Source organism: Xanthomonas vesicatoria ATCC 35937, from assembly GCF_001908725.1.
Taxonomy (GTDB): domain Bacteria; phylum Pseudomonadota; class Gammaproteobacteria; order Xanthomonadales; family Xanthomonadaceae; genus Xanthomonas; species Xanthomonas vesicatoria.
The window spans coordinates 4,633,359-4,657,361 of sequence record NZ_CP018725.1 but is presented as its reverse complement, the minus strand read 5'-3'; the positions used below and the strand labels follow the sequence as shown (position 1 = coordinate 4,657,361).

25 protein-coding genes are annotated in these 24,003 nt (G+C 66.2%); 16 read left to right on the top strand and 9 right to left on the bottom strand.

What is annotated here, in order from left to right; genetic code table 11:
• Positions 1–46: 46 nt before the first annotated feature.
• From BJD12_RS20340 to BJD12_RS20280, 13 genes are all read left to right on the top strand, one after another.
• Complete coding sequence (locus BJD12_RS20340; RefSeq protein ID WP_005993599.1) at positions 47–637, top strand: HAD family hydrolase; 591 nt, start codon at positions 47–49, stop codon at positions 635–637.
• A gap of 4 nt (positions 638–641) precedes the next feature.
• The gene (rnfB, locus tag BJD12_RS20335) at positions 642–1,061 is read left to right on the top strand and encodes an Rnf electron transport complex subunit RnfB (protein WP_005993597.1); all 420 of its coding nucleotides are present in this window, start codon (positions 642–644) and stop codon (positions 1,059–1,061) included.
• A gap of 324 nt (positions 1,062–1,385) precedes the next feature.
• On the top strand, positions 1,386–2,174 hold the full coding sequence (locus BJD12_RS20330; RefSeq protein WP_005993595.1) for a hypothetical protein: 789 nt from the start codon (positions 1,386–1,388) through the stop codon (positions 2,172–2,174).
• An 85-nt stretch (positions 2,175–2,259) separates the two neighbouring features.
• Positions 2,260–2,625 carry a DUF4345 family protein gene (locus BJD12_RS20325; RefSeq protein ID WP_005993593.1) on the top strand — a complete coding sequence of 122 codons (366 nt, stop codon included), beginning with the start codon at positions 2,260–2,262 and terminating at the stop codon, positions 2,623–2,625.
• Between the two features lie 58 nt (positions 2,626–2,683).
• The gene (locus BJD12_RS20320) at positions 2,684–3,247 is read left to right on the top strand and encodes a sigma-70 family RNA polymerase sigma factor (protein WP_005993590.1); all 564 of its coding nucleotides are present in this window, start codon (positions 2,684–2,686) and stop codon (positions 3,245–3,247) included.
• Complete coding sequence (locus tag BJD12_RS20315) at positions 3,244–4,080, top strand: anti-sigma factor (protein ID WP_005993589.1); 837 nt, start codon at positions 3,244–3,246, stop codon at positions 4,078–4,080. The genes BJD12_RS20320 and BJD12_RS20315 overlap by 4 nt, the downstream gene beginning before the upstream one ends.
• Positions 4,081–4,407: 327 nt before the next feature.
• Positions 4,408–5,403 carry an acyl-CoA desaturase gene (locus BJD12_RS20310; protein WP_161793272.1) on the top strand — a complete coding sequence of 332 codons (996 nt, stop codon included), beginning with the start codon at positions 4,408–4,410 and terminating at the stop codon, positions 5,401–5,403.
• Complete coding sequence (locus BJD12_RS20305) at positions 5,400–6,650, top strand: NAD(P)/FAD-dependent oxidoreductase (protein WP_005993586.1); 1,251 nt, start codon at positions 5,400–5,402, stop codon at positions 6,648–6,650. Before BJD12_RS20310 ends, BJD12_RS20305 begins: the two co-directional genes overlap by 4 nt.
• Positions 6,650–7,534: a DUF1365 domain-containing protein gene (locus tag BJD12_RS20300; RefSeq protein ID WP_005993584.1), complete on the top strand. Its 885-nt coding sequence runs from the start codon at positions 6,650–6,652 to the stop codon at positions 7,532–7,534. The genes BJD12_RS20305 and BJD12_RS20300 overlap by 1 nt, the downstream gene beginning before the upstream one ends.
• A complete protein-coding gene (locus BJD12_RS20295; RefSeq protein ID WP_005993583.1) occupies positions 7,531–8,817 on the top strand; it encodes an SAM-dependent methyltransferase in 1,287 nt (428 codons plus the stop codon). The genes BJD12_RS20300 and BJD12_RS20295 overlap by 4 nt, the downstream gene beginning before the upstream one ends.
• A 3-nt stretch (positions 8,818–8,820) precedes the next feature.
• Complete coding sequence (locus tag BJD12_RS20290; protein WP_005993581.1) at positions 8,821–9,363, top strand: DUF2878 domain-containing protein; 543 nt, start codon at positions 8,821–8,823, stop codon at positions 9,361–9,363.
• Positions 9,360–10,142: a DUF1295 domain-containing protein gene (locus BJD12_RS20285; RefSeq protein WP_058564110.1), complete on the top strand. Its 783-nt coding sequence runs from the start codon at positions 9,360–9,362 to the stop codon at positions 10,140–10,142. Before BJD12_RS20290 ends, BJD12_RS20285 begins: the two co-directional genes overlap by 4 nt.
• Positions 10,143–10,159: 17 nt before the next feature.
• Positions 10,160–11,230: an SAM-dependent methyltransferase gene (locus tag BJD12_RS20280; protein ID WP_005997071.1), complete on the top strand. Its 1,071-nt coding sequence runs from the start codon at positions 10,160–10,162 to the stop codon at positions 11,228–11,230.
• A gap of 343 nt (positions 11,231–11,573) precedes the next feature.
• Here BJD12_RS20280 and BJD12_RS20275 read toward each other — a convergent pair whose 3' ends face one another.
• On the bottom strand, positions 11,574–11,921 hold the full coding sequence (locus BJD12_RS20275; RefSeq protein ID WP_005997072.1) for a RidA family protein: 348 nt from the start codon (positions 11,919–11,921) through the stop codon (positions 11,574–11,576).
• 10 nt (positions 11,922–11,931) lie between these two features.
• Positions 11,932–12,612, bottom strand: a complete 681-nt coding sequence (locus BJD12_RS20270) for a DUF998 domain-containing protein (RefSeq protein WP_005997073.1) — start codon at positions 12,610–12,612, stop codon at positions 11,932–11,934.
• A gap of 288 nt (positions 12,613–12,900) precedes the next feature.
• Here BJD12_RS20270 and mprF point away from each other — a divergent pair, with 288 nt between their 5' ends.
• Positions 12,901–15,465: a bifunctional lysylphosphatidylglycerol flippase/synthetase MprF gene (gene mprF / locus BJD12_RS20265; protein ID WP_005997074.1), complete on the top strand. Its 2,565-nt coding sequence runs from the start codon at positions 12,901–12,903 to the stop codon at positions 15,463–15,465.
• A gap of 263 nt (positions 15,466–15,728) precedes the next feature.
• Here mprF and BJD12_RS20260 read toward each other — a convergent pair whose 3' ends face one another.
• The 7 genes from BJD12_RS20260 to BJD12_RS20230 form a co-directional block, all read right to left on the bottom strand.
• Complete coding sequence (locus tag BJD12_RS20260) at positions 15,729–17,102, bottom strand: virulence factor (protein ID WP_039423582.1); 1,374 nt, start codon at positions 17,100–17,102, stop codon at positions 15,729–15,731.
• Positions 17,103–17,171: 69 nt separating this feature from the next.
• Complete coding sequence (locus BJD12_RS20255; RefSeq protein WP_039423579.1) at positions 17,172–17,354, bottom strand: oxidoreductase-like domain-containing protein; 183 nt, start codon at positions 17,352–17,354, stop codon at positions 17,172–17,174.
• Between the two features lie 67 nt (positions 17,355–17,421).
• Positions 17,422–18,027, bottom strand: a complete 606-nt coding sequence (locus BJD12_RS20250; RefSeq protein ID WP_005997078.1) for an HD domain-containing protein — start codon at positions 18,025–18,027, stop codon at positions 17,422–17,424.
• A gap of 47 nt (positions 18,028–18,074) precedes the next feature.
• Positions 18,075–18,677 (bottom strand): 2'-5' RNA ligase family protein, encoded by a 603-nt coding sequence (locus BJD12_RS20245; protein ID WP_005997080.1) that lies wholly within the window; start codon positions 18,675–18,677, stop codon positions 18,075–18,077.
• Positions 18,678–18,953: 276 nt separating this feature from the next.
• Entirely contained in the window at positions 18,954–19,409 is a 456-nt protein-coding gene (locus BJD12_RS20240; RefSeq protein ID WP_005997082.1) for a PA2169 family four-helix-bundle protein, read from the bottom strand.
• A 212-nt stretch (positions 19,410–19,621) separates the two neighbouring features.
• Positions 19,622–19,798: a hypothetical protein gene (locus BJD12_RS20235; RefSeq protein ID WP_074052684.1), complete on the bottom strand. Its 177-nt coding sequence runs from the start codon at positions 19,796–19,798 to the stop codon at positions 19,622–19,624.
• Positions 19,799–20,051: 253 nt separating this feature from the next.
• A complete protein-coding gene (locus BJD12_RS20230; protein ID WP_005997084.1) occupies positions 20,052–21,260 on the bottom strand; it encodes an MFS transporter in 1,209 nt (402 codons plus the stop codon).
• Positions 21,261–21,503: 243 nt separating this feature from the next.
• Here BJD12_RS20230 and BJD12_RS20225 point away from each other — a divergent pair, with 243 nt between their 5' ends.
• Both BJD12_RS20225 and BJD12_RS20220 read left to right on the top strand, forming a co-directional pair.
• Positions 21,504–22,598 carry an alkene reductase gene (locus BJD12_RS20225; RefSeq protein WP_005997085.1) on the top strand — a complete coding sequence of 365 codons (1,095 nt, stop codon included), beginning with the start codon at positions 21,504–21,506 and terminating at the stop codon, positions 22,596–22,598.
• A gap of 231 nt (positions 22,599–22,829) precedes the next feature.
• Complete coding sequence (locus BJD12_RS20220) at positions 22,830–23,879, top strand: L,D-transpeptidase (protein WP_005997087.1); 1,050 nt, start codon at positions 22,830–22,832, stop codon at positions 23,877–23,879.
• Positions 23,880–24,003 lie beyond the last annotated feature (124 nt).

Sequence of the window (24,003 nt, the reverse complement as noted above, 5' to 3'; positions counted from 1 at the left end):
CTTCAACCAATCTCCAATCCCGACTCCCCAATCCCAGCCTCCCCCCATGCACCTGGCCCTGTTCGACTTCGACCACACCATCACCACCTGCGATACCTATGCGCGCTTCCTGCGCAAGGTGGCCACGCCCGCCCAACTGGCGTCGGCGAAGTGGCAGGTCGGCCCTTGGGTGCTGGGCTATCGGTTGGGCGTGGTGTCCGCTGCGGCGCTGCGCGCGCGGGTCACGCGCATCGTGTTCAGTGGTCGCTCGCTCGACGAGATGGCCACGCATGGCGCCGACTACGCACGCACCGCACTGCCGGGTCTGCTGCGTGCAGAGATGATGCAACGCATCGACTGGCATCAGGCGCAGGGGCATGAAGTGGTACTGGTGTCGGCGTCGCTGGATCTGTATCTGCAGCCGTGGTGCACGCAGCATGGCTTGTCGCTGATCTGCAACCGCCTGGACCACAGCGGCGGCCGCCTGAGCGGGCGCTATGCCGGTGGCGATTGCGGCCCGTACAAAGCCGCGCAAATTCGCGCGCGCTACGACCTGTCGCAGTACGACTGCGTGCATGCCTACGGCGACAGCCGCGAAGACACGCCGATGCTGGCGCTGGCGCAACAACGCTGGTATCGCGGCAATCCATTGCACTGATCGCATGCCTGTCCCTGCCCTCTCCCTGGTCGACCGTCTCGACCGCCTGCTGCCACAAACCCAATGCGGTCAGTGCGGCTACGACGGCTGCCGCCCCTACGCGCAAGCCATGGCCGACGGGCTGGCCGACGTCGACCATTGCCCGCCCGGCGGCGATGCGGGCGCCCGCGCGCTGGCGCAGGTGCTGGAGGTGCCGGCGCGGCCGTTCGATCGCAGCCGCGGCGCACACAAACCACCGCAGGTAGCCTGGATCGTGGAGGCCGATTGCATCGGCTGTACCAAATGCATCCAGGCTTGCCCGGTGGATGCGATCGTGGGCGGGGCCAAACACATGCACACCGTGATCGCGCCGCTGTGCACCGGCTGCGAGCTGTGCCTGCCGGCATGCCCGGTGGATTGCATCGAGTTGCGCCGCATCGATTAGGGTCGCGAGCGGAAGTCGCTGTGCTGCCCGCCAGCACGGCCGGCAGTGGCGTGCATCTGTCCCATGTGGTCCTGTGAGTCCCGCGTGGACGCTTAGCCGATGACAGCATGGGATGTCCGGCAGCACATCTCGATGCAGCCCGCAGCCAATGCAGCGGCGTTCGGCACGGCCCGCGACGCGCACGCGCATATCGCATCACGCCACACCAACGGCATTGACAATAGCAACAGAGCCCGACACCGGTCAGGAACGTCCTGACGCCGCCGGCGCATCCATGCTGCGGCTGTGCCCGTATGGATAGGCACTCCATCGAGGAATCGGCCGATGCGCCCATTTGCTGCTGTCGTTGCTGCGCTGGCCATCCGTTGCCGGCCGATTCCGCCGTTGCTGCTGCTGGTGCTGGGAACCGCACCGCTCAACGCTGCAGCGGTCACGCGGGTGGACGGCGATGTCTTCGACGCCGACCAGGGCACGCTGCGCTACCGCGAGTCGCACTGGCTGCTCGACGACGGCGGGAGGCTGGTGCTGTACCACTGCCCGAACGGGCAGCCGTTTGCACGCAAGCAGGTCGAAGGTGGCGGTACCTCGCCCGACTTCAGCCTGCTCGATGGCCGCGACGGCTACCGCGAAGGTGTGCGCAAGCGCAACGGCGTGCGCGAGATGTTCCAGCAGCAGCCCGGCAAACCCGAACGCAGCACGGCGTTACCGGAAGGCAAAGACGAGCGCGTGATCGATGCCGGTTTCGACGCGTACCTGCGCAATCACTGGGATGCGCTGGCCAGCGCGTCGCAACGTGTGGACTTCGTGCTGCCCAGCCTGCAACGACAGTTGGGGTTCCGGGTCGAGCGCATCGACGACAACGCCGGCCAGCGCCGCTTCCGCATTTCGCTCGACGCCTGGTATGGCGCGGCAGTGCCAGCGCTGGAGGTACGTTATTCCATCGCAAATAAACGCCTGCTTGAGTTCCGCGGCGTGGGCAATCTGCGCGACCCGCAGGGGCGCTACCCGCGTGTGCGCATCGTGTTTCCCGACAGCGATGCGCGCCCCGCTACTGCAGAGGAACTGCGCCAGGCACGCGAGCAGCCGCTGACCCGGAGCTGCAGCGCGTCATGAGCCAGGCCCGCGCCGTCTTCACGTTCGACCACGCGCCGTTGCGTACAACCGCTCGGGCGCCCATCCCCCCTACAGGAACACTTCCATGGCAAAGGCTTATCTCTGGATCAACGCAGTGCTCTATGTCGTCCTGGCGATCTGGTGCACGCTATCGCCGGCCAAGACCGCAAATGCGGTCGGCTACACCCAGCTCTCGCCGGCCGGACAATCGGAGTATCTGGTCATCTATGGCGGCCTGCAGTTGGGCATGGCGTTCCTGTTCGGCTACTTCGCCTGGATCGATCAACCGCGCACCGGCCTGCTGGTCGCACTGGCGTTCTACGTACCCATCGTGCTGTTCCGCAGCGTCTCGCTGTCGCGCTTGTGGCCGGTCTCTGCGCCAACCGTGGCGCTTGCCGGCGTCGAGATCCTGTTGCTGCTCGCCGCCGTGCTGCTGTGGCTGCGCAAGTGACAGACAGCGACGGCACAGTCCGGTAGCATCGCCCTCACCTTACCCAACGCCCGACCGCATGAGTGCCATTCCTGGCCACGACGATGATGAAACCGGACGCCTGCTGACCGCGACTGCGGGCGGCGACCGGCATGCCTTCGAAGCGCTGTACCGGCTGACCTCGCCCAAACTGTTTGGGGTATGCCTGCGCATGATTCCGCAACGTGCCGAGGCCGAAGAGGTGCTGCAGGATGTGTTCACGCTGATCTGGCACAAGGCCGGTCAGTTCGATCCGAGCCGGGCGCGCGGGCTGACCTGGCTGGCGATGATCGCGCGTAACAAGGCGATCGATCATCTTCGCGCCAATGCGCCGCAGCGCCGCAATGTGGCGCTGGACGATGCCGGTGAACTGCGCGACGGCGATGCGTCGCCGCTGGAGCGCACCGAACGCGCCAGCACGCGTCGTCGCATCGACCATTGCCTGGCCGAACTCGAACCGCCGCGCAGTGAGCTGATTCGTACCGCGTTCTTCGAAGGCATCACCTACGAAGAGCTCGCCGCGCGTACCGACACACCGATCGGCACGGTCAAAAGCTGGATCCGCCGCGGTCTGGCCAAACTCAAGGCATGTCTGGAACGATGAGCACGCCCTTTCCCATCGACCAGGAACCGCCGCGCGACGTGTTGGCCGGCGAGTACGTGCTCGGCCTGCTGAGCGCAGAAGAACGCCTGGCAGCAGAACAACGCATCGCCACCGACGCCCAGTTTGCCCAGGCAGTCGTGCAGTGGCAGGATCTTCTGGCCCCGCTGCTGGAAGACATCGCTGCGGTGACTCCGCCCGATCAGGTGTGGGCGCAGGTCCGGAAAACCCTGGGCTTCGACACGCCGCTACGTGCGGTGGCGCCTGCCGCTCCCGCAGCCACCACCAGCAAGCCGGCCGCGCCATTGTGGAACAACGTCCGGGTATGGCGTTGGGCCAGCGCCGGCGGCCTGGCGACTGCGGCCGTATGCGTGCTCGCCTTGTTGAACCTGCGCACGCCGCCGGCACCGGTGCCGCCAATCGGCAATACGCAGGTGGTGCAGAACCCGGTCACCCCGCCTGCAGCCACCACACCGCCGGAGACCGGCATCGCCATGACCTCGACGCTGGCGACCGAAGACGGGCGCCCAGGCTACGTGGCGCTGATGGATGCCGACAAGCACACTATCACGGTGACGCCGCTGGATCGCACCGCCACGGCCGACAAGGTGCCCGAGTTGTGGCTGATCACGCCGGACGGCAAGGCGCATTCGATGGGTACCTTCGACGATCAACGCGCGCGTCGCGCGCAGATTCCCGATCAGCTGATGCCCATGCTCAGCAACGAGGCGATCCTGGCGGTCACACTGGAACCGCCGGGCGGTGCACCCGGTGGGGTGGCCACCGGCACGGTGGTTGCCAAGGGCGGCATCAGCACGCTCGCAATGGCGCCCTGATCGGGCGGCAGGAACAACGGCTGCGGCGCCACCAATGGCGCGCCGCAGCCGTTGAATGGAATCTTTCCCGCTGCCCGTGCGCGTCGTGCTGACATGCGCAGTACCCGCGCTGCGCTGACCCGTACTGCCGGCACTCTCCACACCCCCCTTTTCTCAAGCTGCCTCATCTGTGCCAGTGATACTGAGCGCACACATCCGTGCGCGTGTTTGCCTGATCTGTTGCGTTGGCGCGTCAATCCCGTCCATGCGTGCGACGATCAAGCGGGCTGGTGCATCTGTTTGCTGGCGAATTGCGTAAAGGGTTCGACAACCTATGGAGAACCACGCGTGCCGAGCACTGGAGTCGACCCCCACGTCGCAACGCCCCAGCCCCCGCCCAAGCGTCGCGGCTGGGTTGCATCGCGCATCGGCAGCCTGCGCCGCTGGGTGGATTCGCAAGCCGACGAGCCGTTGGACGAGGCACGCGCCGATCGTATCGACTGGCTGCGCGCCCTGCCCTTCATCGCGCTGCATGTGGCCTGCCTGGCGGTGTTTTGGGTGGGCGCGTCGTGGTTTGCGGTGGGGGTGGCGCTGGCGCTGTACGCGCTGCGCATGTTTGCGCTTACCGGCTTCTATCACCGCTATTTTTCCCATCGCGCATTCAAGACCTCGCGCGTGCTGCAGTTCGTGTTTGCCGCCATCGGTGCGACCTGCGTGCAGCGCGGGCCACTGTGGTGGGCGGCGCATCACCGCAATCACCATCGGCATACCGACACCGGCCGCGACCCGCATTCGCCGGCCCAGCACGGGTTTTGGTGGAGCCATACCGGCTGGTTCCTGACTCCACGCAACTTCCGTACCGACTGGGAGGTCATCCCGGACCTGCGCCGTTTCGGCGAGCTGCGTTTCATCGACCGCTTCGACATCGTGATGCCGGCGCTGCTCGCGCTGGGGCTGTATCTGCTCGGCGATTGGCTGGCCGACACCGCGCCGGCGCTGCACACCAACGGGCCGCAGCTGCTGGTCTGGGGCTTCGTGCTGTCCACCGTGGCGCTGTTCCATGCGACCTTCACCATCAATTCGCTGGCGCACCGCTTCGGTAGCCGGCGGTTTGCCACGCGCGACGACAGCCGCAACAACTGGCTGCTGGCGTTGATCACCTTCGGCGAAGGCTGGCACAACAACCATCACTTCTTCCCCGGGTCGGCGCGACAAGGCGTGCGCTGGTGGGAGTACGACGTGACCTGGTACGGCCTCAAGGCGATGTCGTGGGTGGGGTTGGTCTGGGATCTCAAGCCGATGCCGGCCCTGCTCACGCGCCGCGGGCAACGGGTGGCGCGATGAGCGAGGGCAGGATTGCCGTGGTCGGCAGCGGAATCGCCGGCCTGGGTGCGGCGTGGCTATTGTCGCGGCGCTACGAAGTCACCTTGTTCGAGGCGGCCGATTATCTCGGCGGTCATACCCACACGCACGACATCCACCTGGACGGCCAGCGCTACGCGGTGGACAGCGGCTTTATCGTCTTCAACCCGCAGCACTACCCGCTGCTGACCCGCATGTTTGCCGAACTAGACGTGGCATCGCAGCCGACGACGATGAGTTTTTCGGTGCACGATGCCGGCAGCGGGCTGGAATACAACGCCGGCAGTCTGGATGGCTTGTTCTGCCAGCGGCGCAACCTGCTCAGCCCGCGCTTCTGGGGCATGCTCGCGGACCTGCGGCGCTTTTATCGGCAGGCGCCGGCGGTACTGCATAGCGAGGAGCGCTTCAGCACGCTGGGCGCGTACCTGCAGCGGCATGGCTATTCGGCCGCGTTCCGCGACCAGCATCTGGTGCCGATGGCGTCGGCGCTGTGGTCCTCGCCCTCCCAGACCATCCTTGAATTTCCGATGGGCCAGCTGATCGGCTTCATGACCAACCACCACATGCTGCAACTCAGCGACCGGCCCCAATGGCAGGTGGTGCGTGGCGGGTCCAACAGCTATGTGCGTGCACTGCGGCGGCGTTGGCAAGTACTGGAGCGGTTGTCCACGCCGGTCCATGCGATCCGGCGCACACCCGATGGCATCATGCTCCGCTCGTTGCGCGGCGAGGAATACTTCGACGAGGTGGTGCTGGCCTGCCATGCCGACGATGCACTGGCCTTGCTCAGCGATGCCACCGCATCGGAACAGCAGATCCTGGGCGGCATCACTTACCAGGACAACGACACCGTGCTGCATACCGATGCGCGCGTGTTGCCGCGCGACAAGCGCGCCTGGGCGGCGTGGAATGCGCATGTACCGGCCGACCCGCAGGCGCCCTGCACGGTGAGTTACTGGATGAACGCACTGCAGTCGATCGACGCGCCGCAGCCCTTCATCGTCAGCCTCAACCGCGATCACGACATCGACCCGGCCAAGGTGCTGCGGCGCATGCGCTACCGCCACCCGGTACAGAATGCCGCTGCGTTGGCGGCGCAGGAGCGCAAGGCAGAAATCCAGGGCCGCCACCACACCTGGTTTGCCGGTGCGGCGTGGGGCTTCGGCTTCCACGAAGACGGCCTGCGCAGCGGTGTGGATGTGGCCCATGGCCTGGGAGTGCCCTGGTGATGCACCTGCTGCGCGAAGCCAGCACCGACGCCGTGCCGCTGCCTCCCGGTGAGGACAGCGGTGGCGGCAGCGTGGCGTGCGGCTTGCGCAGCGCGATCTACACCGGGTGGGTGCGGCATCGCCGATTCGCGCCCAAATCGCTGGATTTCCGTTACCGCCTGTTATTGATGTACCTGGACCTGTCCGAACTGGATCAGGTGTTCGCCCATCGCTGGCTGTGGTCGGTGGGCCGCGCCAATCTGGCGCAATTCCGCCGCAGCGATTATCTGGGCGACCCGGCCATTCCGCTGGACCAGGCCGTGCGCGATTGCGTGCAGTCGCAGACCGGCGAGCGCCCGGAAGGCGCCATCCGGCTGCTGACGCATCTGCGCTACTTCGGCCACGTGTTCAATCCGGTGAGCTTTTATTACTGCTTCGATCGGCAGGACGGGTTGCGCTGGATCGTGGCGGAAATCACCAACACGCCCTGGCAGCAACGTCACACCTACGTGCTGCCGGTGGCGCAGGCGCGCACGCACCGCGATGTGCATGCATGGCGGTTCGACAAACGCTTCCACGTCTCCCCGTTCATGGGCATGCAGCACCGCTACGACTGGCGCTTCAGTGTGCCGGATGCGCAGTTGCGCGTGCATATGGACGTGCTGGATGCCAACGACGACGACGCTGCCGGTGCGATCGACAACAGCGGCACGCGCCGCTTCGATGCCACGCTGGTCCTGCAACGCCAGCCGCTGACCGCGCGCACGCTGGCGCGCACCTTGCTTGGCTACCCCTTGATGACCGTGCAGGTGGTGCTCGCCATCCACTGGCAGGCCTTGCGCCTTTGGCTGCGCGGCAACCCGGTCCACGATCACCCCCATCCGCCTGTGCGAGATCCCCGATGAACGCCACGTCCCTGCCCGATACTGCTGCGCCACGTGCGGCTTCCTGGACGGACCGCCTGCTGCGCAAGCGCCTGCTGGCCACGCTCGGCGACCTGCGTGACGGGCAGCTGCAGCTGCACGAAGCAGACGCGGTCACCACGCTGGGCAAGGCCAGCGGTGCGCACGCGTTGCAGATGCAGTTGCGCGTCATCGACCCGGACTTCTATCGGCAGGCTGCACTCAACGGCAGCGTCGGCGCGGGCGAGTCGTACATGGATGGGCAATGGCAGTGCGACGATCTGGTCGGCCTGATGCGCCTGCTGTTGCGCAATCGCGACCGGCTGGACGCGATGGAAACCGGCACCGCGCGCCTGGGCGGCTGGGCGATGCGCAGCCTGCATGCGTTCGCGCGCAATACCCGCAGCGGCAGCCGGCGCAACATCGCTGCGCATTACGACCTGGGCAACCCGCTGTTCAAGCTGTTTCTGGACAAGAACCTGATGTATTCGTCGGCGATCTTCGTCGATGGCGAAGAAGCCCAGGGCGATGCAGCGCTGGAACGTGCGGCCACGCGCAAGCTCGAGCGCATCTGCCAGAAGCTGCGCTTGGGCCCGCAGCACCACGTTGTCGAAATCGGCACCGGCTGGGGCGGTTTTGCACTGCATGCGGCGCGCGAGCACGGCTGCCGCGTCACCACCACCACCATTTCGCGCGAGCAGTTCGACCTGGCAAGCCAACGCATCGCCGATGCGGGCTTGACCGACCGGGTCACCGTGTTATTGAGCGACTACCGCGACCTGCAGGGTCGCTTCGATCGCGTGGTATCGATCGAGATGATCGAGGCGATCGGCCACCAGTATCTGGACACCTACTTCGCCAAGGTCGGCAGCCTGCTCGCCGACGATGGCGAGGCGCTGATCCAGGCCATCACTATCGAGGATCACCGCTACAAGCAGGCGCTGCATTCGGTGGATTTCATCAAGCGGCATATCTTCCCCGGCAGCTTCATTCCGTCGGTCGCGGCGATGACCGGCGCGGTGGCACGCGCCAGCGATCTGCGCCTGTTCCATCTGGAAGACATCGGCCCCAGCTATGCGCTGACATTGCGCGCCTGGCGGCAGCGCTTCATGGCGCAGTTGCCGCAGGTGCGCGCCCTGGGCTACGACGAGCGCTTTATCCGCATGTGGGAGTTCTACCTGGCCTACTGCGAAGCCGGTTTTCTGGAACGCTCCATCGGCGACGTGCATCTGTGGCTGAGCAAGCCCGGCGCGCGCCCACCGCAATTTGTGCCCGGTCTTGCGTGACGCATGAAGCAGCTCGGCAACTATCTCGGTTTGCAGGTGCTCTGGGTAGTGGCGGTGGCCGCCGCCGCAAACGGGCGCGTGTGGCCAACGCTGCTGGTACTGGCGCTGTTTGCGCTGTATCAACTGTGGCCCTCGCGACGCGCGGCCGGCGATGTGCCATTGCTGATCGCCGCATTGGCGCTGGGCTTGCTGCTGGACACCACGCTGGCGGCGGGGGGCTGGGTGCGTTACGCCGCGCCCTGGCCCGGGAGCGTACTGGCGCCCGCGTGGATTCTGGCGCTGTGGCTGGGCTTTGCGCTCACGCTCAATCATTCGCTGCGCAAGGTGATGCAGCGCCCGTGGTTGGCGGTGTTGCTGGGCGCCATTTTCGGTCCGTTTTCGTACTGGCTGGCGCAACGCAGCTGGCACGCCGTGGAGCTGCTGCCGCCGTTGCTGCATGCGCTGCTCGCTGTCGGCATCGGCTGGGGCGTGGCGTGCGGCGTGTTGTCGCTGTATGTACGGCGTCTGACACCATTGCCACACGACCTGACTGGAGAACTGCAATGACTGTGTGGCCGCTGCTGCATGTGGGCGTATTCGCAAGTGCGGTGATGGTGCTCGGCTGGCTATGGCAGCGCCGCAGTGGCAATGCCGGCCCGGTCGACGTGTTGTGGGCCGCCTGCCTGGCGGTGGCTGCGCCGTATTGCGCGTGGCTGTCCGACGGTGCGCTGCTGCCGCGCGTGTTGGTGGCGGTGCTTGGCGGTTTGTGGGGCGCGCGCCTGGCCTGGCATCTGGGCGTGCGCGTGTTCGGCGACCCGCACGAAGACGGCCGTTATCGCGCCCTGCGCGAGCATTGGAACGGCGACCAGCGCAAGTTCCTCGGCTTCTTCCTGGCCCAGGCGGTGGTGGTAGTGCTGTTTGCGGTGCCGTTCCTGGCTGCGGCCAGCAATCCGAACCCGGCATGGAGCCTGTGGAGCACGCTGGCCGTCGTGGTGTGGTTGATTGCGGTCGGCGGCGAGGCACTGGCCGACCGGCAGCTGTCTGCGCACAAGGCCGATCCTGCCAATCGCGGCAAGACCTGTCGCAAGGGACTGTGGCGGTATTCGCGCCATCCCAATTATTTCTTCGAGTTCGTGCACTGGTTCGCCTATCTGGTCTTGGCGGTCGGCGCCGGCCCCTGGCCGGTGGCGCTGTGCGCGCTCGGGCCGGTGGTGATGTTCGTGTTTCTGTATCGCTTCACCGGTATTCCCTACACCGAGCAGCAGGCGCTGCGCTCGCGTGGCGAGGACTACGCGCACTACCAGCGCACCACCAGTGCGTTTTTCCCGCTTCCCCCTTCGTCCTGAGTTGCCTGGAGAGTTGCATGTCCACCGTTACCGCCCCGCCCTCCTCGCTGCCCGAAGAAGCCTTTGCCACCCGCCTGGCCGAATCGGGGGTGCTGCCCGACGCCGCATTGCGCTACGGCATCCGCCGTCTGTGCGCGCAGCGCCTGCGCGATGAGCGCGGCAACGATGCCGATGCCAACGGCGAGCGCCAGCGCGCCTTCATCGACAGCCTGCGCGCCAGCGCCATCGCGATCGAAACCGATGCGGCCAATCGCCAGCACTATGAATTGCCGCCGCAGTTCTTCACCCTGTGCCTGGGCAAGCGGCTGAAGTACAGCAGTTGCTACTGGGATGCGAGCACGCCGGATCTGGATGCGGCCGAAGAACGCATGCTGGCGCTGTACGGGCAACGTGCCGAGCTGGCCGATGGTCAACGCATCCTGGAACTGGGCTGCGGCTGGGGCTCGCTGACCTTATGGATGGCCGAACGCTATCCCAATGCCACCATTACCGCGGTGTCCAATTCGCGCCCGCAGCGCGCGCACATCCTGGAGCAGTGCCGTCTCCGCGGCCTGGGCAACGTGCAGGTCATCACCGCCGACGTCAACGCGCTGGCGCTGCCGCCGGGCAATTTCGACCGCGTAGTATCGGTGGAGATGTTCGAGCACATGCGCAATTACCGCGATCTGCTTGCGCGCGTGGGAAGCTGGCTGGCGCCCGGCGGCAAGTTGTTCGTGCACATCTTCTGTCACCGCGATCTGGCCTATCCGTTCGAGGTGGCCGGCGAAGACAACTGGATGGGGCGGCATTTCTTTACCGGCGGGCTGATGCCGGCCGCCGACACCCTGCTGCATTTCCAGCAGGATGTGGTCATCGAACAGCGTTGGGTCTTGTCGGGCGAGCATTACGAAAAAACCGCCAATGCCTGGCTGGAAAACCAGGACCGTCACCGCGCGCAGATCATGCCGCTGCTGAAGCAGACCTACGGCGACGATGCGCAGCGCTGGTGGCAGCGTTGGCGCATGTTCTGGCTGGCCTGTGCGGAGCTGTTCGGCTACGACCACGGCCGCGAATGGGGCGTTGCGCACTATCGCTTCGTCAAACGTTGAGCGCATGGCGCGTCGAGCACCGGCATGGCGATGACTGACCAGCAGACGCACCTGCCGTGCGTCGGCGTGGATGAATCACGCGGACCATCGCGGCGGTCGGCGAGGTAGCGCACATGCTACAAGCCGGACATGCCCATCGCGCAGCGGCACTGCGCTACGTAACGCGCAACGCGCTTCTACCGCGAACGGTGAACCGCACCAGGCACGACACGACCGAACCGATGCCGCGCCCTCCATGCACTGCGCTCACAAACACGCAGTGCATGGAGGATGACAAACCGATCGCAGACACCGCCGCGCACCCTGGCGGAGCGTGGCCGTCTCGGTGAGATGCCTTGCGCGATCAGCCCGCCGCTGCGGTGATCACAATCTCCACCTTCCATTCCGGCCGCGCCAGTTTGGCTTCGACGGTGGCGCGCGCGGGCGTGAAGCCATGCGGCACCCACTCGTCCCAGGCGACGTTCATGCCGTCGAAGTCGCCGATATCGGCCAGGTAGATTTCGGCGCGCAGGATCTTGGCCTTGTCGCTGGCCGCCTGCGCCAGCAGCTTGTCGATCTCGGCAAGCACTTGGCGGGTCTGCCCGGTGATGTCTTCACTGGTGTCATCGGCAATCTGGCCGGCTAGGTAGCACACGCCGCCATGGACGGTCATCTCGGACATACGCGGACCCGCATCGAATCGCTGCAGCATTTCAGACTTCCTACGGTTGATTGACCCAGGCATTGTCACGCGAATACCGCCCCGGCGCAGCCCCCGCACGCGTGCGCCGCCTCAGCAAGACGCCAACCAGCACCACCCAGGCCACAATCAGCACGATGGCGATCTTCTGGCTGATGCCGAGCGGCGCGCTGGTCGCCGTGATGTAGAACAGCAACGCCGCGAACGCGACAAGCCCCAGGCCAAATACCGGCACGATGTGCCCCGCCCACCAGCGATCGCGACGGAAGTACCACGATTGCAGCAGCAACGCCGCGATCACGCACAGAAAGGTCGCATCCGCCGACAGCACATGCACCATCGGCGCGGCAGCGGGCGCCAGCGCCGGCATCCAGCTGTCGCCGATCGCCACCATGCTCAATCCCACCGCCGCCGCCCAGAACAATCCCACTACCGTTCGGCTGCACGCGACCGGCGCGAGCGCGGCGTGCAGGCCCGCTGCCATCCAGACCATCACTGCAGCCAGCACGCAGTAAGCGGTGCGCAGCAGCAGACCATAAGGCCCATGCAGATGCGCGCTCAGTTGCGCGTCGAGCCACCATAGATCCGCGCGCAGCCACTGCAACAGCAGCACCAGGACGACGAAGAGCACACCCACGCACGCGGCAGTCGTTCCGGCCAGGCCGCACCACGCTGGTACGCGCCGTACCTGCGCCTGCCGCATCGCCGTGGAGGACGCTTCAACAGCCTGTCTGCCTTCCAACCGTCATCTCCCCTATCGTGGTCGCGTGCGGCACGCCTGCACGCCTTTGCCCTATGATGCGCGCGGCCGTCTCGTGCTGTCCTGTGCCGGCAGTGTGTCGGTGCAACCGAACCCGGCGTTCCCTTCTTCGGCACCCACGCGATCACGCTGCATGCATCTCCGACGTTCCTGGCACAGTCAGATCACACGCGCACGCGGCACGTATCGTGCATGTGCCCACCTACCCTTCAAGCAGATCCCGTTGCCCTCATGACGGATACCCCCGTGTCTTCCGAAGCGTCTGCCAGCGGTTGGCGTCGCGCCCTGCCAGTCATCATCAGCCTGGCGATCCTGGCCATGGCGCTGCATGCGCTGTCGGCGCAGTTCACCGACCACGGCTATCGCCAGATCCGTCAGGCGTTCCGCGCGCTGGGTGCGGGCCAGATCGCGTTGACGCTGCTGCTGGGCTTGAGCAGCTACGCCTGCCTGGTGGGCTTCGACTGGGTGGGGCTCAAGCGCACCGGCAAGCGGCTGCATCCGGCGCGGGTGGGCATCACCGCCTTCATGGCGCATGCGGTCGGACAGACGCTGGGCTTTGCTGCGTTGACCGGCGGCGCGGTGCGCTTGCGTGGCTATGGCAGCGTCGGGCTGACCCTGGCCGAGATCGGCCAGGTGGTGCTGATGAGCACGCTGGGCTTCATCTTCGGCGCCTGGGTGCTGCTCGGGCTTGCGCTGATGCTGGAACCGGAAGCGGCCGCGCGTGCCCTGCCGATCACCGCCGAAGGCATCCGCATCGCCGGTATCGCCTTGCTGGCCGGTTACCTGGCGATGCTGGTGCTGGTGGGCAAACAAGGGCGCGAATTTGGAATCCGCAGCCATCGCTTCTGGCTGCCGGACCGCACCACCGTGCTGGGCGTCACCGCGCTCAGCGTGGTCGAGTTGGGCCTGGCCGCAGCGGCGTTCTACGTGCTGCTGCCGCCGGATCCGGGCACTGGCTACTTCGGCTTTATCGGCATCTGGCTGGTGGCGGTGGTGGCCGGACTAATTTCCACCGTGCCGGCCGGGCTGGGCGTGTTCGAGTGGAGCTTGCTCAAGCTGCTGCCGCATGTGACACCCGCCGCTGTGCTGGCCGCGGCGCTGGCGTATCGCGTCACCTACTACATCGTGCCGTTGCTGATTTCTGTGGCCATGGCGGCGGCCTCCGGGCTGGGAGCGCCGGTGCGCGCCAGTGCCAGCACCGCGCGCACGGTGTGGAAGACGTTGCGCCCATGGCTGCCGCAGATCCTGGCCCTGGCGGTCTTTGCGGTAGGCGCGGGCCTGATGATCGACGGCACCCTGCCGACGCCGCGTGCGCGCCAGGAAGTCGCGCCGCTGCCCCTGATCGAAACCTCGCATCTGCTGGTCAGCCTGGGTGGCATGCTGCTGCTGTTGATCGGCCAGGGCCTGCAGCGCCGCAGCCACGCGGCCTGGATGCTGGCGCTGGGCGTGTGCGTGCTGCTGCCGCCGCTGTCGCTGCTGCGCGGCAGCCATATCTCGGTGTCGTTGTCGGCGGCGCTGGCAGCGGTGGCGCTGTGGGCCGCACGGCGCGAGTTCTATCGCCAGGGTGCGCTGCTGGATGAAGCCTGGTCGTGGCGCTGGCTGAGCAATCTGGGCCTGGTGCTGGTGGCCACCTTCTGGCTGCTGTTCTTCGTCTACAGCCATGTCGAATACAGCAATGACCTGTGGTGGCAATTTGCCACCTCGGCCAATGCACCACGTGCGCTGCGCGCCGCCCTGATCCTGTGCGTGGGCGTGATCATGTTCGGCATGGCGCGGCTGCTGCGCGGCGGGCGCCGGCCGATGCCGGCCGCCGACGCGCACACCCTGCAGACACTGGCACCGATCCTGGAGATCAGTACCGACACCCAGGCGTGCCTGGCGTTGACCGGCGACAAGGCCTTCCTGCTCGACGAACAGCGCCGCGGCTTCGTGATGATGCAGCGCTATGGCGGCTCGCTGATTTCGATGGGCGACCCGGTGGGGCCGCCGGAGGTGGCGCGTGCGCTGATCTGGCGCTTCCGCGAGGAGGCCGACCACATGGGCCTGCGGCCGGTGTTCTACCAGGTCGGTGAAAAATACTGGCAGACCTACCTCGACATGGGCCTGACCCTGGTCAAGCTGGGCGAAGAAGCGATCGTGCCGCTGGAGGGCTTCACCCTGGAAGGCCGCGACCGCGCCGATCTACGCCAGGCCTGGAACCGTGGCAAGCGTGGTGGCCTGACCTTTCGCATGCTGCAGCCCGAGCAGGTGGACGCGATCTTGCCGCGCCTGGCCGAGGTGTCGGAACAGTGGCTGGAAGAAAAATCCGGCGAAGAAAAAGGCTTCTCGCTGGGCAGCTTCGATGCGGACTATCTGCGCCGTTTCCCGGTGGCAGTGGCCGAGGCCGAAGGGCAGATCGTGGCGTTCGCCAATGTGTGGTGGGCACCGGCCGGCGGCGAACTGTCTGTGGATCTGATGCGACATAGCGCCGAGGCGCCGAAGGGCACGATGGATTTCCTGTTCATCGAGCTGTTCCTATGGGGCCAGGCCAATGGCTACACGCGGTTCTCGCTGGGCATGGCGCCGTTGTCGGGGCTGGCCGAACACCGTCTGGCCGGGCGCTGGAACCGATTTGCCAGCCTGGTCGCGCGCCATGGCGAGCGCTTCTACGGGTTCAGCGGGCTGCGCCGCTTCAAGTCGAAGTTCGCCCCGACCTGGCGCCCGCGCTATCTGGTCGCGCCGGGCGGCATGCATCTGCCGGCCGCGCTGCTGGACGTGACCCGGCTGATCTCGGTGGACCCCGGCCGGCAGGAATGAGGCGGCGAACCCATCGGCGCCCGCTTCGGCGCAGGTGGGTCCGCAGTTCGCACGCCGTGGCTCGATGGCTTGGAGCGGTTCAGGGACTTCGCCGCCTATCGCAGGCAAACGCTCTCTCAACCGGCGCGTACGAGTGAGGCATGCCGCACCGAGCACCGGCTGCTGCCGTTTGTCAGTGAGCGTTGTCGTCGGTTAGCCGTGCTTGGTTCCCTGCTCGATCCGCACCGACGGGTAGCAGGGCATCGTTGCGATGCCACGCACGGTCAGGGCGTCGACAGGCCGTGCATTTGCTCCATGATCACCTTGGCCAGGGTCGCGTAATCGCCCTTGAAGTGGTGATCGCCCGGTAGCGCCACGCGCTTGGCGGCCTGCGCAGGCAGGCTCGGGCACAACGCGTCGTCATCGTCCTGGCCATAGATGCACACCGTGGTGCCGGCCGGCAGACGCTGCACTTCCGGCGCGATCGGCAGGCCTTCATCGTCCGAGCCCAGCCAGTTGCTGACATGGAATTCGTAATCGGCCAGCTTGCCTACCGACAACAGCGCGGTCATGCGGATGTTTTGCTTGGTCTGCGCCGGCAGCTTGTTGATCGCCGCAGGCAGGACATCCGCGCCCTGCGAGAAGCCGATCAGCACCACGCGCTTGCGCTGCCAGCGTTGCGCGTAGACGCGCGCAATGCGGTCCAGGTCGGTGGCGAAGCCTTGCGGCGTGCGTTCGGTCCAAAAGTAGCGCAGCGAATCCAGACCCACCACCGGGATGCCCTGCGCGGCAAGCGCAGCGGCCACTTCTTCGTCTAGCCCGGCCCAACCGCCATCGCCGGACACGAAGATCACAAAGGTGTCGTCGTCGCCATCGCCGTCCGGTTTGGCTGGCAATTCGACCACCGGAAGATCGCTCAAACCGCCAGGCGGTGGCGGCAAGGCGACCCCTTTCTGCTCGCCGAGCGAACGGGCCGCGGCGCGCAGGCCCGGCAGGATGTCGCCCTGCGCAGACCGCTTGAAGGTGCGGGCCTGGGGAATTTGCTTGAGGAAGGCGTCTTCGGCTGCCGCAGAACAGCGCTTGTCCTGGCTGCCGGCCAGTACCCAGGGGATCTGCAGCGTCGCCGGAACCAGGCTATTGCTACCCGGACGCACACCCGGTTGGCAGATCGCCTGATCTGACACGGTGGCCGGGCACAGCCCATCGGTGAGCACGCCGGCCAGCACATGCGGCTTGGCCTGCGCGCCGATGGCGTACGCCAGCGCCGCACCTTCGCCATCGCCTACCAGCAACGGCAGCCGATACGTGGGGATGTGGTAGAAGGCCTGCAGGTAGCGCGAGAAGTTCTCTACATCGCCCACCGAAAACGCGCAGGTGCCGCCGTCCTTGCGCAGCACCGCATACAGATGCGCGGTATCCACCACCGCCACCATCGCGCCATCATCGCGCAGGGCTTGCGCCTGGGCCTGACGCTTGCCGGCATTACCTGTGCCCGCCAACCAGATCACCACGCGCTGCGGCTCGCCCTTGGGCATCAACACCGGGATCTGTTCGAAACGCCCGTGGCTGATCGGTTCCGGAGCCTGGGCCGCGGCCACTCCCGACAGCGTCAACATCGCCGCGCCGCAGAGCGCGCTCCATCGTTCAAGTCGTCGCATGTCGCACCGTCGGGAAAAGTGATTCAAAGATAATCGTTCCGCCACTCGCCGCGAAGCGTGACGCTTCGCTCATCGCGCCTGCGCCGGCTGACGGGCTTCCCAGGCAGCCAGGGCCTGGCGATAACGCGTCAGCTCTTCGGCGTACAGGTCGTGCACGCAAAGCGGGCAGCCACTCTCGCAACACTCGTTGGGCGCGGGTGCCTGCGGCGGTTGCGGGCGGGGATCGGAGGCGGACGTGGCGCTGTCGTGCATGTGGCTATTGTAGCGTCGTGCGCATCCGTCGCTTCCGGATCACGCGTCGCGCGCTGGCAATGCCGGCTCAGCGACCCAACCGGCGCCGAAGGTTGTCCCGCGCCGCCGTATCGATACGCGCATGGAAGTAGTCGCTCAGAAAAATGCGCGGGCGCTTCAGCAGCCCGGCCAGGAAGCGGCGACGATTGAGCCGGAACAGCAACGCGGGGACATGGCCATGGTATTCCTGTGCAATCGCACGGTCGTAGGCATCGAAGACGGCGGCGGGCGCGGCCAGGATCGCCATGTCGCAATCCAGGAACAGCGCCGCGTCCTCATCCACGTCCTGCGGTTGCAGTTGCCCATGGCGCGCGGTGAGCAGGATCAGCGCCTGCACGCGTTGCAGATCCACCTCGGCCTGCGGCCACCAGCGCGGGATGCACTCCATCGCCCACGTTGCAGATTCGGCTTCGTTGTCGCTGCGCCCGGGCTGATAAATCGCGTCATGGAACAGGATCGCCAGCCAGACCTCCGTCGGCTGCTGCCAACCCGGCCCGGCCGCGACCTCGGCGTAGTGCTGCAGCAACGCGCGCACGTGGCCGAAGTGATGGTAGGCGCGCGGCGGCGTCGCATAGGCCTGTTCCAAGGCGGCCAGATGGTCGGCATGCAACGGCAGAGGGGGGATGGCATCCATGCACGAAGGCTACCTTGTGCGCGCGCGTCTGCACACAAGATTGCGATTCAACGCAGCGGCCAGCGGCCTTCGATCTGGTAACGCGACTGGCCAAGAAAGCTGCGCACCAATGCGAAGTCGCGCACCGTCCACGCAAGCGCATCGCAGCGGCGTTGCGGCAACGTCTGGTTGCAATACAGCAGCGTCATATGCGGCGTGTACTGCGCATCACCGGCGATCCCCACATGCGCCAGCTGACGGCCAAGCGCCCCTTGCAGCTCATACAGCCCGCGCACGCGCTCTTCGCCACGCAGCACGCACGGCAGCTGCGAACGCCGTCCACCGAAGGTGCCGACGCGATCGAACTCGACCTCGAAAGCTTCCATCGCCACCCGCTCGGCGCCCTGGCTGGCACGGCTCACCAACGAAGGCGGCAGCCCGCCGGCGTAGTCGCCCAGATGATGCAAGGTCACATGCAGTCGCTCGCGTCCCAGTGGCTTGCCATCCACCTGCCCGTTCTGCAGCAACCCGTCGGCAATGCCTGCCGCACGCGCGGCGGTTGCCGCATCTGCCATCACCGCAAAGAACAGCCGCTCGGTGGGCTTTTCTTCCCCCAGGCCTAGCGACAACTGTGCTTCGGCCGATGACAGATATAGAAACTGCTGCTTCATGGAGTGATTCCACGACCGCCTGCGCGGGCCTGGCTGAAGAAGGGCGGCGGATACTAGCAGACCTTATGCGTGCGCGAATACGCGACGCGTGTGCGCACCGACGTGAAACATGTCGCACTGTGAAACATGCCGTCGATATGGCGATTTTTTGACCAGATCGCGCGCAGCATGCCCAAATAAAAAAGAAACGGGCAGCTCGCGCCACCCGTTTCCCGCCTGTATCGATTTACTCCGAGAGCTGCAGCAGTGCAGATGCCCCCGGTCTTGCTGCCGCTGTTACGCGGCGTTCTTCATTGCATGCTTGCGGTTGCGCATCACGTCGTGACATGCCCGCACTTCCGGCAACAGACGCAGCGCAGCGTCGCGCGCGGCGACCGGCGTATCGGCGTCGGCGATGGTTTCGTCGAACGCCTTCAGCAGGCGGTCTTCGGATTCTTCCAGTTCGGCCACGTAGCCGTACTTGGTGTCGCCCAGCGTTGCACGCACCTTGCCATAGAACTGCTGCATGCTACCGACCATGGTGCCATGCTTTTCCGGCGTTCCACCGGCTGCCGCAACCACACTGCTCAGGCTGCTCACGATGTCGCTCTTGACGCCGGCGATGCGGCGGAACAACGTCGCCAGCTCGGCGTCGCCAACCTTGGCAGCGGCTTCGTCGTAGAAGTCCTTGCCGTCGCGGGAAATGGCGATGAGGTCGTTGAGGCTATGCTCGGTTTTGCTCTGAATGCTCATGTGTCGCTCCTTGTTGGATGCGCCGGCGCTGCAGGAATGCAAGACGCTGGCTTTCGGGAAGTAGCGCAATCGATGCGTTGACTGCGATGCCGTAACGTTGTGTACGGTTGCATCCTTGCGGCGCGACCATAACCGGCATGTGAGCAATGCAGGTATCGTCCTCACGCCATCGTGCGGCCGATGAATTGCGATTCATCGTTGGCAACAACGCATCAAGACCCTTTCGGCTGTCGGCTCGCCCACATGTTGTCGACCAGGTTCGGATACGGCCGCCCGGCCTCGTGTGCACGTTGTTTTGCGGCGGCCTTCTGTGCCTCGGTCAACGGGGTGGATGCGGCCTTTGGCTTGGGATTGGGACGCTTCCACGGCGGCGGAATGAAGTCGGTCATGACGGTTCGGCCCGCTTGCGATGACCCGGCAGTGTCGACGCACAGCCGTGAGACGATCGTGGATACGCCGTGCACGTGCCTTGCCCACCTTGATGCGACAGCGAACGCAAGCGCAGTGGCGCGTTGATCGGTCCATCATGCGGCAGATCGGCGTTGCACCCATCTCAGCAGGCAACGCGCGCCCACGTCGATCACCCACCTCCCGCAGCAAACCTCACGCCAGCCACCCCGCGCAGCGGCACGGCTCGACTGCTCAGCAGTTGGTCACCAACGTGCGTTGGCGTTGCTCCTGCCACACCGCCAGCGCGTAGACCAGCAACCCGCCCAGTGCCGTGGCTGCCCCCACGTATCCGGTGGATGTCCAGCCCCAGCCCGCGGTAATCGCCATGCCGCCCAGCCAGGGACCCAAGGCGTTTGCGGTATTGAAGGCGGCATGGTTGGACGCTGCGGCCAGGGTCTGCGCTTCGGCTGCCACATCCATCAGGCGGGTCTGCAACGCAGGCGCCAGGGCGCCCATCGTGCCGACCGCCACGATGGAAACGAACACCCACAGCCCCGAGTGCGCGGCCAGCGGAAAGGTCAACATCACCACGATCGACCACACCAACAGCACCGGCACTGCGCGGAACTGCATGCGGTCGAACAGCCACCCACCCAGGATGCTGCCAAGCACGCCGCCGACGCCAAAGGCGGCCATCGCCAACGGAATGCGCGCAGGCGCAACACCGGTGACCGCCGTCAACGTCGGTGCCAGATAGCTGAAGACGCAGAACATCCCGGAGAACCCCACCGCGCCGATCGCCAACGCCAGCCACACCTGCGGCCGATTGAACGCACGCAGCTCGCGCAATGGCTGCTGACGCGGCTCGTCCGGCGCAGGCGGCAACAACGCGGCCACCGCCGCCACCGTGCCCAACGCGATCACCGATACCGACGCATACGCCCAGCGCCAGCTCACGATCTGCCCCAGCCAGGTCGCCAGTGGGTTGCCCACCAGCAAGGCAACGCTCAAGCCCAGCAGCACGCGACCTACCGCGGTGGCGCGTTGATTCGGCGGGCTGATCGAGGCGGCAACCAGAGAGGCCACACCGAAATACGCGCCATGCGGCAGGCCAGCGATGAAGCGACACAGCAACATCGTGTGATAGCTGGGCGCCAACGCGCTGGCGAGGTTGCCCAGCGCATAGAACACCATCAGCAGCAGCAACAACGTGCGGCGCGGCCAGCGCGCGCCCAGGATGGCCAGCAAGGGCGCGCCGACCACCACCCCCAGCGCGTAGGCACTGATGACATGGCCCACCTGCGGCTCGCTGATCTGCAGGCCCTGCGCGATCTGCGTCATCAAGCCCATCGTGGAAAACTCGCTGATGCCGATCGCAAAGCCGCCCATCGCCAGCGCAAGCAGGATCAGGACGTAATTGCGCCGTGGCACGCGTGGCGCTGAGAGGTCGATATCGGACATGCCCGACTCCAGGATGACGGGGCGGCTTATTATTGTGCAATGCAGCAATTAGCGAAAGGCGATCACCGATGACGGTTCAGCGCCAACCCGCAGCACATCACAGTTCGATCCATCTGGCGCGATGCGGGGACGCAGTGTCCTACTGACGTCGCTCGAATCCGCTTGGGTCCGCCACCATCGCTGTGGGGCACCGCGATCGGCGTGGTGCCGCGCCTGGCGCGATCCAACTCGAACTGGTTGCTGATGTCCAAATCCACTGAATCTCCGTTGTTCTCCCCGGTGCGCCTGGGCGCACTGGATCTTGCCAACCGCGTGATCATGGCACCGCTCACACGCAACCGCGCTGGCTCCGGGCAGGTCCCCTCGCCGCTCGCCGCCGAGTATTACGGCCAGCGCGCCACCGCCGGCTTGATCGTGGCCGAAGGCACGCAGATCAGCCCGCTCGGCCAGGGGTATCTCGACACCCCCGGCATCCACACCCAGGCACAGGTCGAAGGCTGGCGCGCAGTCACCGATGAAGTGCACCGCCGCGGCGGCAAGATCGTGCTGCAGCTGTGGCATGTCGGCCGCGTCTCGCACACCAGCGTGCTGCCTCCGGGCGAAGTGCCGGTCGCACCAAGCGCCATTCGCGCCGAAGGCAAGACCTACACCGAGAACGGCTTCGAAGATGTGTCCGAGCCGCGCGCCCTGGGCCTGGATGAAATTCCCGCGCTGATCGAGGATTACCGCATCGCTGCACGCAACGCGATCGATGCCGGTTTCGATGGTGTGGAAGTGCATGCCGCCAATGGCTATCTGCTGGATCAGTTCCTACGCGATGGCTCCAACAAGCGCACCGACGCCTACGGCGGCGACATCGAAAACCGCACGCGCTTGCTGAGCGAAGTAGTGCAGGCCATCGCCGACGAAATCGGCGCCGAGCGCACCGGCGTGCGCTTGTCGCCGGTGACCCCGGTGTACGGCGCGCACGACTCCAACCCGCAGCCGTTGTTCGAACGTGCGGTCGAGCGGCTCAACCTGATCGGCGGGCTGGCCTTCGTCCACGTGATCGAGGGCGCCACCGGCGGCCCGCGCGACAACGTCGCCTTCGACTACGCCGCGTTGCGTGCCAAGTTCGATGGTGCGTGGATCGCCAATAACGGCTACGACCGCGGCATGTCCGAACAGGCCATCAGCAGCGGTTACGCCGATGCGATCGCTTACGGGCGCCCGTTTATCGCCAACCCGGATCTGGTGCGTCGCCTGCGCGAAAACGCGCCGCTGACAGAGGTCGATCAGGCCACCTTGTACGGTGGTGGCGCCAAGGGCTATACGGACTATCCCGCGCTGGCGGATTGATCCCGGCCCCGGCTTGCCCGGTCACTGCCGCAGCAAACGGCCCGTGATCGGGCATGGCCTGCATCGCGTGTTTGCAACACCCGATGCATGCGGCGGCACTGCCCGCCGCCGGTAAGACCGTCCTGCACGGGCAGCCAAGGTTCGCATGGCGCGCCGACACCGCAGCGTCGCCACATGACGCGCACATCGCATGCCGCTAGCATCCAGGCAGCCCTCGCTGCTGGACGACTCATGCGCCGCTTTCTCTCATTCGCCCTGTGCTGCACGCTGCTGATCGGCGGGCAAGCGCTTGCCGTGCCGTTCTGGGGCGCGCGCCAGTCCAGTCCTGCCGATACCCTGCCCACGCAGCTCAAACCGGGCGAATGGATCTGGGGCGGCGTCAGCAAGGGATGGGGGCCGATGGCGGTGATCGTCAGCCTGACCGAACAACGCGCCTACGCGTATCGCAACGGCATCCTGATCGGCGTGTCCACCATCAGTTCCGGCAAGCCCGGGCACGAAACCCCGACCGGTGTGTTCACCATCCTGCAGAAGGACAAAGACCACCGCTCCAACATCTACAACGCTGCCCCGATGCCGTATCAGCAGCGACTCACCTGGGACGGCGTTGCCCTGCACGCCGGCGGCCTACCCGGCTATCCGGAGTCGCACGGTTGCGTGCATCTGCCGTCGGAGTTTGCGCGATTGCTGTTCGACAACTCCAACATGGGCATGGTGGTGGTGGTCGCACAGGCCGGCATCAGCGCCGACGATGTGGTGCATCCACGCGCACTCAGCCCGATCGATCCCACCACCGGCGCAGAGCGCGCCCTGCTGCCGCTGTCCACCGGGCAGGCATTTGCCTGGCAACCGGACCTGGCGCCGACCGGCCCGATCTCGATGCTGATCAGCAGCACCGACCAGCAACTGGTGGTGTACCGCAACGGCGTGGAAATCGGGCGCGCGCAGGTTGCCTTGCATGCACAGCCCGGCGCCGCGCCACTGGGCACGCAGGCCTTCATCGTCGGCCAGGGCTTTTTGCCGGGCGACCTGCCTGGACTGCCCGGCCAGCGCATGCCCAACTGGATGCGGATCGGCATTCCCGGCAGTGCGGCCGCGGCGGGACAGGCGCTGGACGCCGCCACCGTCGCGCGCCTGCAGGTGCCGCCCGCCTTTCTCGCCGGCCTGTTGCCACTGCTGACCCCGGGCGTGGTGCTGGTCGCCACCGATCAGCGCATCCTGCCCGAAACCACCGGCGCCAAGCTTCAGGTGCTGGACTCGGATCCGCCTGGGACGCCATGAGCGCGCGGTCGGCGCGTTGACGGGAGCGGCGGCAACTGCGGCGGCGTTGGCGTGCTGCACGCGACGCCTCGTCACAACAGGCTGATCTGTCGCTGCAAGCTGCGATTGTCAGCGCAGCCATGCG

What these genes read in the sequence shown, in the direction of transcription:
- BJD12_RS20235 (WP_074052684.1), bottom strand. Translation starts at nt 19,798, where the DNA reads ATGACCGACTTCATTCCGCCGCCGTGGAAGCGTCCCAATCCCAAGCCA.
- BJD12_RS20280 (WP_005997071.1), top strand. Translation starts at nt 10,160, where the DNA reads ATGTCCACCGTTACCGCCCCGCCCTCCTCGCTGCCCGAAGAAGCCTTT.
- BJD12_RS20225 (WP_005997085.1), top strand. Translation starts at nt 21,504, where the DNA reads ATGTCCAAATCCACTGAATCTCCGTTGTTCTCCCCGGTGCGCCTGGGC.
- BJD12_RS20290 (WP_005993581.1), top strand. Translation starts at nt 8,821, where the DNA reads ATGAAGCAGCTCGGCAACTATCTCGGTTTGCAGGTGCTCTGGGTAGTG.
- BJD12_RS20315 (WP_005993589.1), top strand. Translation starts at nt 3,244, where the DNA reads ATGAGCACGCCCTTTCCCATCGACCAGGAACCGCCGCGCGACGTGTTG.
- mprF (WP_005997074.1), top strand. Translation starts at nt 12,901, where the DNA reads ATGACGGATACCCCCGTGTCTTCCGAAGCGTCTGCCAGCGGTTGGCGT.
- BJD12_RS20325 (WP_005993593.1), top strand. Translation starts at nt 2,260, where the DNA reads ATGGCAAAGGCTTATCTCTGGATCAACGCAGTGCTCTATGTCGTCCTG.
- BJD12_RS20255 (WP_039423579.1), bottom strand. Translation starts at nt 17,354, where the DNA reads ATGCACGACAGCGCCACGTCCGCCTCCGATCCCCGCCCGCAACCGCCG.
- BJD12_RS20245 (WP_005997080.1), bottom strand. Translation starts at nt 18,677, where the DNA reads ATGAAGCAGCAGTTTCTATATCTGTCATCGGCCGAAGCACAGTTGTCG.
- BJD12_RS20285 (WP_058564110.1), top strand. Translation starts at nt 9,360, where the DNA reads ATGACTGTGTGGCCGCTGCTGCATGTGGGCGTATTCGCAAGTGCGGTG.
- BJD12_RS20220 (WP_005997087.1), top strand. Translation starts at nt 22,830, where the DNA reads ATGCGCCGCTTTCTCTCATTCGCCCTGTGCTGCACGCTGCTGATCGGC.
- BJD12_RS20230 (WP_005997084.1), bottom strand. Translation starts at nt 21,260, where the DNA reads ATGTCCGATATCGACCTCTCAGCGCCACGCGTGCCACGGCGCAATTAC.
- BJD12_RS20240 (WP_005997082.1), bottom strand. Translation starts at nt 19,409, where the DNA reads ATGAGCATTCAGAGCAAAACCGAGCATAGCCTCAACGACCTCATCGCC.
- BJD12_RS20270 (WP_005997073.1), bottom strand. Translation starts at nt 12,612, where the DNA reads ATGCGGCAGGCGCAGGTACGGCGCGTACCAGCGTGGTGCGGCCTGGCC.
- BJD12_RS20275 (WP_005997072.1), bottom strand. Translation starts at nt 11,921, where the DNA reads ATGCTGCAGCGATTCGATGCGGGTCCGCGTATGTCCGAGATGACCGTC.
- BJD12_RS20320 (WP_005993590.1), top strand. Translation starts at nt 2,684, where the DNA reads ATGAGTGCCATTCCTGGCCACGACGATGATGAAACCGGACGCCTGCTG.
- BJD12_RS20330 (WP_005993595.1), top strand. Translation starts at nt 1,386, where the DNA reads ATGCGCCCATTTGCTGCTGTCGTTGCTGCGCTGGCCATCCGTTGCCGG.
- BJD12_RS20250 (WP_005997078.1), bottom strand. Translation starts at nt 18,027, where the DNA reads ATGGATGCCATCCCCCCTCTGCCGTTGCATGCCGACCATCTGGCCGCC.
- BJD12_RS20260 (WP_039423582.1), bottom strand. Translation starts at nt 17,102, where the DNA reads ATGCGACGACTTGAACGATGGAGCGCGCTCTGCGGCGCGGCGATGTTG.
- BJD12_RS20295 (WP_005993583.1), top strand. Translation starts at nt 7,531, where the DNA reads ATGAACGCCACGTCCCTGCCCGATACTGCTGCGCCACGTGCGGCTTCC.
- rnfB (WP_005993597.1), top strand. Translation starts at nt 642, where the DNA reads ATGCCTGTCCCTGCCCTCTCCCTGGTCGACCGTCTCGACCGCCTGCTG.
- BJD12_RS20340 (WP_005993599.1), top strand. Translation starts at nt 47, where the DNA reads ATGCACCTGGCCCTGTTCGACTTCGACCACACCATCACCACCTGCGAT.
- BJD12_RS20305 (WP_005993586.1), top strand. Translation starts at nt 5,400, where the DNA reads ATGAGCGAGGGCAGGATTGCCGTGGTCGGCAGCGGAATCGCCGGCCTG.
- BJD12_RS20300 (WP_005993584.1), top strand. Translation starts at nt 6,650, where the DNA reads ATGCACCTGCTGCGCGAAGCCAGCACCGACGCCGTGCCGCTGCCTCCC.